Source organism: Mycoplasma testudineum, assembly GCF_002245785.1.
GTDB lineage: Bacteria > Bacillota_I > Bacilli_A > Mycoplasmatales > Metamycoplasmataceae > Mycoplasmopsis_B > Mycoplasmopsis_B testudinea.
Genome location: NZ_NNCE01000007.1, coordinates 18,221 through 30,913, shown reverse-complemented (window position 1 = coordinate 30,913; position 12,693 = coordinate 18,221). Strand labels below are relative to the sequence as shown.

The following is a 12,693-nucleotide window of genomic DNA, read 5'->3' as shown; positions in this document are numbered from 1 at the left end:
AATGGCACTATTAAAAAATAGCAAACATAAAAATATTGCTAAAACTGATATAGACAGTTTAGTTAGCGAAATTTATACGCCAAATAAAATTGCAACCCCTTTTCAATATTCTGCATTTAAATTAGCTAACGCAATTATAAATATTCGCGAAGTTGACCAAATGGGTTCAAAAAGTCAACCGATTAAAGAATTTGTTAACAGGTTTAGTCAAAACTGAGGTGGAGTTTTCGGAGTAATTATTTTCTTGTTCTTATTAATTGCTGCTCTTATAATTCCTTTTACAACAGCTGATCCAACATTATTAAATCCGCAAACTCGTTATTTAACTTGATTCAGTGGTGATCACTTTTTAGGAACCGATTCATTAGGTAGAGATTTATGAGCGCAATTATGATGAGGTTTAAGATTCAGTCTTGCCATTGCATTTGTTGCTACAATTTTGGATGTAACAATTGGAATCACAATTGGAATTTTGATGGGTTATTCTGATACATTTGATAGAATTTTTCAATTTTTAATAAAAATCTTATCAAATGTGCCAACAATAATTATTATGATATTGGCAACAATAGTTTTTCAACCAAGCTTTTTTACAATTGTTGGTGCCTTAACTATAAATGGTTGAATTGGTAGTGCGAATCAAATTAGAGCTCAAGTAAAAAGAGCTCGTTCACTTGAATGGGTTAAAGCAAGTATAGTTTTAGGTACTCCAAAATGAAAAATACTAAAATCATTTATTCCTGTAGTTGTTCCGATTTTGATAACACAATTAGTATTTTCAATTCCTGGCGCTATACTAGCTGAAACTAGCCTTTCATTTATCGGATTATCTTTACCTAATACCGCTACATTGGGGAATTTAATTACAAATGGAGCAAACGTTGTTACATTGTATCCTCGTTATGTTTTAATTCCTTCATTTATATTGGTAACCTTAACTACATCAATTCAATTATTTGGTAATGCAACACAAGATGCATTAAGAAGACAGAGATAATATGGCAAAAAATAATACAGAAAAAAAAGAAATTCAATCTGTCAGAGAATTACTAAAAATTACTCCAAAAAATAAAAGCAAAAATAATAAAACTTCTGAAATAAGTGCCAAAAATTCAGAAGCTAAAAAAGTTACTAATAAAAAAGAAAATTCAACTGTTTTTAAAGCTCCAAATGATGTTAAAAATGAAGCTACAAAAAATAATAAAGAAGTAAGTAAACTTACGAAAACTACAACATTTGTAACGCAAAGTATTTCTGCAACCAAAAAGAAATTGTTAAAAGTTCCAGTAGTTAAAAAATTTATTAAACCTTCTAGAAAAATTCAAGATTTTGACTGAGAAAATTTTGAAAAAAATGCTAAGTATGACACTATAAATGGAGAACAAAAAAGAATAGTTGCTGAAGTTGACAATTTGGTTTTATATTTCAAAAATCCGGCTAGACCAAATGAGAAAAATTTAGTTATTAGAGGGACAAGTTTAAAATTATACGAAGGTGAAGTTCACGCTATAATCGGTGAATCTGGATCAGGAAAAAGTGTGATTTGTTCGACTTTATATGGTCTTACTGGTGATAATTCGGTTATTGAAAGTGGATCTGTAAGATTGTTCAATAATCAAGTGCAACATTTTAATAGAGAAGATTGAGAACGTTTTACTTATCGAGGTAAAATTGTTTCCGCAGTTTTCCAAAATGCAATGTCAACATTAAATCCTACAATGAAAATTGGAAAACAAATCATGGAAGGAATGTTAATAAATGGAATTGCATCTTCTAAAAAAGAGGCTAAAAATTTAGCTATTGAATATTTAAAATTAACAAAAATTAGCAATCCTGAACACGTTATGAGTCTTTACCCACATGAATTATCTGGTGGAATGATGCAACGTGTTGTCATAGCTGCTATTGTTAGTTTGCGTCCTAAAGTTTTAATAATGGATGAACCCACAACTGCTCTAGATCCAACAGTTCAAGCTTTAGTGTTGGATGTTGTTAGGGATTTACAAAGTAAATTTAAAATTTCGGTTTTATTTATTACCCACGATTTAGGAGTTGTTGCTTCGATCGCAGATAGAATTAGCATTATGTATGCTGGTCAAGTTGTTGAAAGTGGTACTAGAGAAGAAATTTTAAAATACCCACTACATCCATATACATGAGGTCTTATTACATCGATGCCCGATGTAAATAATTCCGAAAGATTAAACACTATTAGAGGTAATGTACCTTCATCATTAAATAAGATTAAAGGTGATGCATTTGCGATTAGAAATGATTATGCATTAGATATTGATTTCGAATTAGAACCGCCTTCAGTTTATTTTAGTACAACTCATTTTGTGCGTTCATGACTTTACAATGAAAAAGCAGATTCAATAATTCCACCTTCAATTATTTTTGAAAAATGGAATCAATCAAAATTAGGTAATCCACAAAAAATTGCACAAGAAGGTTTAGTAGAAATTAAAGAAGCTTTAAGACCTACTCTTTTAGTTAAAAGTCAATTTAGTCAAAGTGCTATTTCATCTTTTACAAGTAGATTAGCAATCGATAAAGATGATTACATAAATAATAAAAAACAAAACGATATAAGAAGTCAGAATTTTATTATTAAAACATCAAGCCAATTAAAAAATTTAATTAAAAATAATTTAAGAAAGGATAAGTAATGCCATTATCTAAATTGAAAAAAATGTTTTCAAATTTATTTTCTAAATCTGAAATTTCTTTAGAAAATATCAATTCACTTGGTAATGTTTATGTTGAAAAACCTGAAGGCTGATTTGATAAACTTAAAGGTAAATATGGTGTTGCTTATCGACCGGTTGTTAAAAATTTAGAAGCTCGTTTTACCGAAGCAGAATCACAAAAACAAACAGTTTTAAAATTGCGTCATATCGATGTTAACTACGGTAGCGCTTTTCGTAAATTTAAAGCTGTTAAAGATGTTTCTTTAAATATTTACAAAGGTGAAATTCTTGGTTTAGTAGGTGAATCTGGAAGTGGTAAATCTACAATGGGAAATGTAATTGCAGGTTTAGTTAATCGTTCTTTTGGTTCAATGGAAGTACTTGGTAAAAGTGTTCCTAAAAAAAGATCTAGAATCAAAAAAGATTTAAGATATTTTTTGATTAATAAAATTCAAATGATTTTTCAGGATCCAGCTGGAAGTTTGAATCCACATAAAAATATTTTCAAAATCACAAAAGAAGGTTTGGATAATTTAACAAATTTAAAAAGTCTTTTTTTAAAAATGAAAATAGATGAAATTATTTTAAAGTTAGATGAAAAAATCAAAGAATACAATTTAGAAAATACACTTAATTGAAATTTAAAAAATCTTGAAGAATTAAATAAAAATTCTACTAATCAAGCAATCGAATTTTTATTTAGCAAATTCAATACCAAAATAAAAGCACTTTCAAAAGATAGCGAAAGTATTGAATTAAAAAGAATAGCTGCTTATTTAGCAGTTTCAAAAACTGAAGTAAAAAATTTGCAATCTTCTAACCTTCGTAAAGAAAAAAGAGAATGAATAATTAACACTCTAAAATCAGTTGGTTTAGATAGTTCAGTTTTAGAAAGATACCCTCTAGAATTTTCAGGAGGACAGCAACAAAGAATTGGTATTACACGTTCATTAGTAATGAGACCAACATTATTAATAGCTGATGAACCTATTTCAGCTTTAGACGTAAGTATACAAGCTCAAGTTATTAATATTTTTAATGATTTAAAAGATGAATATGACCTAACAATGTTATTGATTGCTCACGATTTAAGAATGGTTGAATATGTATCAGATAGAATCGCAGTAATGTATAAAGGGCGAATTGTTGAAATTGGTAAATCACATGATATTGCTAAAAATTCATATCACCCATATACTAAATCTCTTCTAGATGCAATCCCTTCTTTAGAATCTAAGCAAGGTTCATTAATTGGTTATGTTTATAATCCTGAAATGCATAAATATACAGACAAAATACAACCAGAATGAATTCAAATTAGCCAAGACCATTTCATTTTGGCAACACATGAAGAATTTAACCAATGAAAAAATGGTAATTATTAAAAAAGGAGTATTTATGAAAAAAATTCCAACGTGAGGTAAATATTTAGTAGCAGCTGCAGCACTATCTGCTGGAGTTGGAGCTATTGTTGGTGGAGTAGCTATTTACAATGCTGTAAATCAAAAATATCCAAACAATAGTGATGCTAAAACTAATGCTAGCCCAGATGTAATTAATTATTCACAAACAGAACTTGCTAATTATTTTGTTGATCCAATAAATGAATTGCCTGTTGCTATTATGAATAAAGCAGGAACAGAAGTAAAACTAGTTGAATCTAATTTTGATATTTTAAGCAAGTATGAAGATGTTAGTGTTTCAACAATGTCGTATGCTGAATTTAATAGTCATTACATCAAAACATACAATAATGAAACTCCAATTCAGATAGTAAAAATAGGCCCTCTATTTTTCAAAAACTATTACACTGAAGTTATTGCTCCAACTGAATTTTATGATTATGTAGAATGATTTAAAAATGATGTTGCATGAGGACCAGATGTTATAACAATGAATAGTTTCAGCATATTAAAAAATGTTGTATTAAATGGTAACAATATTACTTTAGGTGCTCATTCAAATGCAAATAAAGAAAATGCTCAAATTGTTTTCTATCCTGATTCATTTTTTGGTTCCCTTCCATTGTATTCAACAATAGGTGGTCAATCAAATGCTGGTGATAAACTATTGCAACAATTAAACAAAAACTTTATGAATACTGATGAATTAAATTCGTATTTAAAAAATGTAAATTTAATGAATGCCTTAGCAAATTTAAAAGCCAATGCAGATGCAATGGACACAGCAACATTTAGAAATATTCAATTTTTAAATTTATTTAAAGATTTAGATGTTTATTTATATTTAGAATCTGATGGTGTGAGTGGCTACGGAATCAAACACTTGATTTTAGCCGGACAAACACAAGAAGAAGCAACTAAATTTTTTAATGAAAATTATCCAGATTTAACGTTTGATTCATCTAAGTTAATTAAAACTAAACTTTCTACTATTTCGATTGATTCAGCTAATAATGGCGATAATATAGTTGATTCTGATGTTGTTTCTACATCTAAATTAAATTTGACATTTACAAATGATGAATCTAGTTTTAGTTCAAAAATTTCAATTGGTGATTTTGCTTTTGATAAAGTTAATACTGAGAGACTTTTTGCTTTAGAAAAAATTCAAGATACAATCACATCTAAATTTGTAAACTTTAGATATATTGCAAATATTGGTCAATATATAGGAGATACAATTCAAATATATGAAGATGGTTCATTATTAAGATTTTTCGATTCAGCTTTAAGTGCTTCTAATGTTTTAGGTACTTCTTATTCAGCGGCTAATTTAACATCTTTTATAATTAAGAATTTAACATTAGCAAATAAAATATTAACCGTTGAATTAGAAGCAACAACTAATAGCGAAACTAAAAAAACATATACTTTCAAAGCAGATGCAACTAGTCAAAGTGAACTTGATTTAATTGATGATTTTAGTCGAGCGATAAAATATATTCGTCATATTAATCCATATACAATTAAAAGCGAAGTAGAAACTAGAAAAGATAATAAACCTTATCGAGAATTTTCATTATTTAATCAAGTATATGACGGTTTAATTGATAAAGTTCAAAGACAATATCCACACTTATTAAAATCATTTGAAGGTGAGCATTTAGTTAAGAAAATTAATGATCAAGGAGAAATGGAATTTAGCATTGAAACTGGTTCGTACAAAGGATTAGCAACATCAGATAGAATTTCATTTTTATATCTTCTTCAAGCAACTGATCCTAATTTCAAAGGAGTAGGTGCAGAATTCTTAAAATATGTTGGTGCACACGAATATGGTCATCATACAACTTTACAAAATATTAAAGATGTTGCCGAAACTGAAAATGCAGTTTTAGGTGGTATAAGCACGCGTGCTGGAATGTCTTATGAAAGCTTTTACAATCGTGATGTTTTTAATTTATATTTAAAAGCAAGAACTTCAAAAATTGATTTTAAATTAGAAAACATCACTAGAGATGGAAGCGGTGCTTTCCCTGCTTTTAGTTGAATTGATAATAATGGTAACGAAGTTGTTGAAGATACTAAAATGGTTTTTGGTAGTGAAGATGATTCAGATATTTTTACAACCTTATCTAATAAACAAAGAAGATTTTTACAAGATTTTGAAGGTCTACAAGAAGCAGCTAATTTACGAGGTCTAAAACTATCAGATTTATTTTTATTAAATGCTATTGACTTTCATTCAGGAACATTAAATCCAAGTATAAGTGGTAAAGCTAAATACTTTACATACGATGAAAATGGTAAACCTAAATTTGTTCTTGCTTCAGTTGAAAATGCTAAATCATTTTTAAAAGATGGACAAGGAAATCCAATTCAATTTGATGAAGAAAATAGTCCAATTATAGTTACAGTTAAAAAAGATGAAGAAGGAAATAATACTGACGTAATTGAATCAATTAACATTTTCAATAAAGATGGAAGTCCTATTATTTCCACACCAGTTGGACAATCTTTAAGTGCTGCTGATTTAGAAATTATTAGTCAAGTTCATTCAACAATAAATAGACTTGTTGAAATTGATTATTCAAATAATGGTTGAAATACATCTTCTACTTTCTTAATTGATCAACCTACTATTGCTTTAACAAGTGAAGATCCAGCTGGTATTTATCAAAAAGCAACTAAAGATTATTTTGTAAAATATTTTAGCGATAATCCAGATATTGAAAATACTTACACTGGTTGAATAAGAACTCAATCTTCAACAGAAAATGTAGCTGCTTTACGAGCAGACCGAAATTATGATTTTCGTAAAGCTCCCCATACTGCAGTAATTTGAAACGATCTAGAACTAGAAGGATTTTCAAAACTTGTAGTAGATATAGGTTTACAATTAGCTGTTCATGATACCACCGGAAATTTATATTATTGAACTAACTACAATTCTGTTTTAAACTTTGTTAATGGCGGACAACTTGCAAGTGTAAACGGTATAAGAAACGCACAAATAGCTAATTATAGTTCTATTGATTCATATTTTGCAAATCCAAATACTGTTAACGGTAAAATTTATTATGACCAAAGAGATTTAATTAAAGAATTACTAAACGGAATAATACCGATGCCATTTGTTAATATCTTAAATCGTAATACAATGTTTTTTGAATCTAGAAGTACAACTGGAGTTCCAGGTTCAACTATGCCAATAATTTTAAAAGGTGCAACTAATAGATATACAAGTATTGATATAAATAAAGGTGCATTAAATAGTGAAACAAATGGAACTACTTTAGCTGTATTTGATTCATTTACAAATTCTTCATTTTCAAACCTTAGAGATGCAATTGAATTCTTATCTTTAGATTTTACAAAAATAAGTTACGATGCTGCTACAAGTACTGTTAACTATGATATTGCATATGTTGAAACTAAATTTGATCTAACTAAATTACTACAAGCTTATAAAACAAATATAGATAAATTAGTAACTGATGGAATTGTTTTAGAAACTGAAAAAAATGAATTTTTAACTAATATTGAAAATAAACAATTTTTAGCTAATTTTGTAATGGGATTATATAGAAATTCAGCATTCAACGTTTATGTTAAAAATGCTGAATTAGGTGAAAACTTTGATTTTTTATATAATTACACTAATCCAATTTTTGGATTCAAATCTGTTGAAAATCAAGATATAACTCAAAGCGGAACCATAAACGGATCAACTATTAAAGCTGCCTTTCAAAAACAATTTGATGCAAATAATATAACTTCTGATTATTCTAAAAAAATGAGAATTTTTGACTACTTTACATTTTCAGGAGCATTAGTTTATGCCGATGATATTTTTGCCCCAGCAAGTTTAGAAAAAGCATTTATAAATCCACAAATTTTAACAAAGCCATCTAGTGATGCTTTAGCATATAACGTTGATAGAATAAATACAGATATAAGTCAAATTTTTACCGACTATGTTTATACAATTGCTGAAGCTTTAACAAGAGATTACATTCAAATCACATATGCTCCAGATAAAAAAGACTTACACAATTTACCTACATATCTTTCTGGTGCTTCTGAAGCAAATACTGGTTTTGAATATTTCCTAGATCCTTCATCAACTAAAATTTGATCTTCAAGTCAATCAAAATTTGCTGGAAGCGCTAACAATAAGCCAAACACTTTATCTGCAATTGAAGTTTCAAATGCTTTTAGTCAACTTTCACCTGTTAAAAATCCAGATTCATTTAAGACATTAAATACAGAATGATTAGATTTAGTTAATTCTGCTAGACAAGTAACTAAAGATGGAGCAGCTGCTTTAATTCCATTGGTACAAGCATATGATAATGCTTTAAAAGCATATACTGAAAATCAAGCTAATATTGCTGCCCTTGCTGAAATTGCTAAAGCTGAAAATGAACAAAAAGAATTACAAAAAGTTATTGATGAGTCAATCACTAAATACACAAATGAAAAAGCAGAAGTTGATGCTAAAATTGCTACACTAGACGATGGACAAGAAAAAATAAAATTGCAAGTTGATTCACTTAATTTAGCAGCTTACATAACTTTATTAAACACAAAAATGTCTAATGAAATTTTACCAACCGAGGACCAAAATACAGTTTCTCGATACAATACTTTAAAAACATTAAAAGAAACTGAATTAGCTAAACTTTCTACTAAATCAATTACCGATGCATTAGCTGCTATAGTAAAAATTTCATCAACTGCAGATTATTCAAATTATAGAAGTGCAGTTCAAAATTTATTTAATAATGTCTCAAAACAAGCAAATAAATTAAGTCAATTATCAAGTTTTAATACTGACGGTTCAAATACAATTATTAGATCAAGTTATTTTGGAATTGTTAACAGTTTAAATAACGGTTTCTTTAAAGATAGATGACAAAAAGAAGTTGTTGATTGACAAATTTATGATGATAATGGAATGTCAATTAAAGATGATTCATTAAGAATAAAAAACCTTCAAAATGAAACAGTAACAAATAGAGCAGAAGCTACATGAATGTATCTTCTTAGATCAAAAGGTGTCGGAGATAGAACTATTACTGGTATTTATCGAAATAAAGATACTGATTCAAATGTAATGTGAGGATTTGTTACAAAAGAACAAGCTGAAAAAATAACTCATTTAGCTTTTGAAAACGAAAAAGATGGCACTGTTAAATATTTAAAAGTTAATTTTAATAATACAAGTAATCTATTTTATTACCAAGAACAATCTAATCCAAGTAGTAAAAAAACTTTAGAAGATGAAGGCTACAGAAGTTGAATTTCTGATTATGGAGTTTTTGCTAAATATAACGATGCTTTATTAATTCCTGATAGTAGTTACAAAATTTATTTTGTTGATGAAAATAAAAATGAATTAAAAAATTATTTAACAATTGGTTCAAGAACTGTTATTTCGGAAAACGGTAAAACAGAACGTCAAAGTCCTACAAAAATAAAATTAAATGAAAAAGGTGAATTGATATTTTATTTAGTAGATCAATTCAATTTATAGAAAGGAGACATTATGATATTTAGAAAAAAATCATTAATTTTAGGTGCACTTTCAATTGCTTCTATTGCAACTTTAGCAACTATTGCTGCATGTAATTCAGTTAATCCAAGTACTGAAGTAGTTAAAAATAGAACTAACAATGGACTAACATACGATGTTGGACTTTCAACTGCACCATTAAACAATTTGAATTATTTAAAAAATAAAAATACTTTCATTATAATGCCTTCTTTTATTGAAGGATTTATGAAATCTGGTACAACTGATAAAGTTAAAAATCTTATTGGTATGCCTACATTAAACTTAGCTATTTCTACAATAGATGTAAATAATTTGGATAACTATGTTCATCCCAGCAACATCCAAGATTTACAAGGTAGATTTTATCCTTTTAGTAATTTCAATTACACAGTTGGTGTTGGTGCAGCCACAACTAGTGATGAAGCTTCTTCAATTGCATTAATGTCAAGTACTAACGATGTATATAGTTTCAAATTAAGAATGAATGATGGCCAATCTACTTGAAGTACAGCTAATGAAAATGCTCCAGGTAACAATGATCCAGTTACACCACAAGATTTTATAGACGCTGCTCAATATATTTTGGATTTAAATACTGGTAGCCAGTTACTTGTTGATTTTTTAAATTTAAATATTAAAAATTCTCAAGCCATTGTTGATGCACAAAATGAATATATTAAAATTCATAAAAAGCCTTATCTTGATCCATTCGGTCGTAAATCAATTGATGAAAATGGTAATGAAGTAGAAATTGATTTTTACAAACCTGGTAGTTGAGAAAGTCAATCGGAAAATGACGAAAAAGAAGTAGCTGCAATTAAAGCAGCTGTTGAAGGATTCGGAATTTACACAGGTGATTTTGGTCCAGTTGATTTAAACACATTACCAAGTGGTAGAAATTTAGAAGAATTCTTAAAAAAGCCAACTAATAGATATGCAGACCCAAGACAAACATGAGAATTTGATTCTGATGATAATATCGTTGGTACAAAAGCTGCTTATGCTCAAGATAAATGACAATTACGTTATGAATTTGAACAAAACAATCCAATTAACTTTTTTTCATTTGCTAATGCTTTAAGTGAAAGTAGATTAAAACCAATTAGCAGAAAATTTGTTGAATCAGTTGGAGGAATTCAATTGTTTGGTTCATCAAAAGAAACATTCATTTGAAACGGTCCGTTTGATCCAGAAACCGTTGCTTTAGGTGATGGAGGATTCATTATTTTAACTAAAAGAGAAAAATATTATTCTTCTTCTAAAACAATGGTAAATAGAATTAAAATATTTTTCCAAACTCAACAAACTGTTAATGCTTCTTTATTTAATGACGGTCATATAAGTCAAACAAATATACCAACAGAATACATTTATCAATTTTGAGCAAATAAAGATACTCGTAAATTAATGAACAAAAAAACTGGATTTGGAACAATTGCAATTCAAATAAATGCTGATAAAGAAACAAACCGTCAACCCGCTTTATTAGATAGTGATTTTAGAAGTGCTTTATGATATGCAATGAATCGTGAAGAAGCTTTAAAACTTGTTGGTTTAGATACTTCTTTTCCAGTTTCTGTTTGAACAGGATTTGGTAATGCTAAAAACTCTAGAGGAGTTGCTTTAGAACAATATTTTGAAAATGTTAAAGTTACTTCAAAAGATGGCAAAAAATTCCCTTTACAAATTATTCCATACCAAGATAACTTAGCAAAAGGATTTACTTTTGAAAACGTTGATCGAAGTGACAATAATTTTGACTTAGAAACAGCAAGGTTTTATCTTGATTTATATAAAAGAAAAAACCCTAATGTTTCTCAAGTTAGATTGCAATACGTTTATGATTCTAGTGACATAGGTATTAAAGCCGGAATTTCAATTCAAGATGCAATTAAAAAGGCTTTCGGTGATTATGTTGTTATTGATATAAAAGGTTATCCTGCTAATGTTTTTGAACAATATAGTGCAGAAGGTAAATTTGATTTAACATTTAAAAATTTCGATTACTTTGGTACTGAATATGATTCATATATAAAAACATTCTTCTTTAGTGATGGAATCGAAATCAACAATCAAAAAACTACTGGATTTAGAACAAATCCTGCTGGTTCATGAACCTACCGAACTTATTTTGATGAATTAGCTTCTGAAAATATTGATGAAGAAACTAGAGTGCGTTTAGAAGTTGAAAAATATCAATGAGATAAAATTAAAGAATTATCAACTCAAAAAGATTCTGAAACAACTCAGCAATTCAAAGATAGAGTTAATTCATTCTTTGCGTTTCAATTTAGTGATGAAGAAAAAGCAGCTGGTTGAAATGAACATGAGAATTTTAAATTAATTACTGTTTATGAAAAAATTGTAAAAGATGCTGTTCCAGTAATTCCAATGATGGAAATCGACACTCAATGAGAAATCACTAGATTAGGCGGAGTATCAAGTACATATACATATTCATTACAATTTGCATATGATTTAAATTACCCACCTATTCCTGGTTTACCAACAACTAGAGAATAGTGTATATTTACTTTTAAAAGACCCGGGATTGTCCTTGGTCTTTTTTAATTTTGTCAAAAATATTAAAAAAAACACCGTCTTAAGACGGTGCAAAGAGAATCGTTGTATGAAAGTGATTAAGGAAAGCGATTAAATTAAGAGGAATAATTTAACTGAACTAAAAACTAAATGAAAAAAACAAATGAGAGCTTAGCGTTGATTCTCTTTTAGGGGGCAAATTACAATTCATATCAAAAGGGAAAAACATGATTTTACCAATAACTTATACCCATTAAATGATTATACGGAAAGTGCAAAAATGGTATTGAAAAAAATCTAAAAAATTAACTTTCATTGTTATTAAAAAATCATTGTTTTTTAACTCATTTATAACTTACATAAAGCAATAAATATGCATATTTATAAAAAAGTTTTTGAAAATTAACAACAAAATTGTTTTAAATTTCAAAAATAAATTTAATTTAACTTTGAATAAAACTGTTAATTCAATTCAACTTTGGAATGCTATCATTAAAAT

At 28.2% G+C, this 12,693-nt stretch carries 5 protein-coding genes; all 5 read left to right on the top strand.

Annotated features, from left to right (window positions below; all coding sequences use genetic code 4):
- Position 1 precedes the first annotated feature (1 nt).
- From CG473_RS03400 to CG473_RS03380, 5 genes are read left to right on the top strand one after another with little or no spacing between them, the layout of a single operon-like run.
- Positions 2-997: an ABC transporter permease gene (locus CG473_RS03400; protein ID WP_094254914.1), complete on the top strand. Its 996-nt coding sequence runs from the start codon at positions 2-4 to the stop codon at positions 995-997.
- A gap of 1 nt (position 998) precedes the next feature.
- A complete protein-coding gene (locus CG473_RS03395) occupies positions 999-2,669 on the top strand; it encodes an ABC transporter ATP-binding protein (RefSeq protein ID WP_094254913.1) in 1,671 nt (556 codons plus the stop codon).
- The gene (locus CG473_RS03390; RefSeq protein WP_243720106.1) at positions 2,669-4,075 is read left to right on the top strand and encodes an ABC transporter ATP-binding protein; all 1,407 of its coding nucleotides are present in this window, start codon (positions 2,669-2,671) and stop codon (positions 4,073-4,075) included. Before CG473_RS03395 ends, CG473_RS03390 begins: the two co-directional genes overlap by 1 nt.
- Before the next feature lie 13 nt (positions 4,076-4,088).
- On the top strand, positions 4,089-9,632 hold the full coding sequence (locus CG473_RS03385; RefSeq protein WP_133509998.1) for a PDxFFG protein: 5,544 nt from the start codon (positions 4,089-4,091) through the stop codon (positions 9,630-9,632).
- 12 nt (positions 9,633-9,644) lie between these two features.
- On the top strand, positions 9,645-12,176 hold the full coding sequence (locus CG473_RS03380) for a periplasmic substrate-binding domain-containing protein (protein ID WP_094254911.1): 2,532 nt from the start codon (positions 9,645-9,647) through the stop codon (positions 12,174-12,176).
- Positions 12,177-12,693 lie beyond the last annotated feature (517 nt).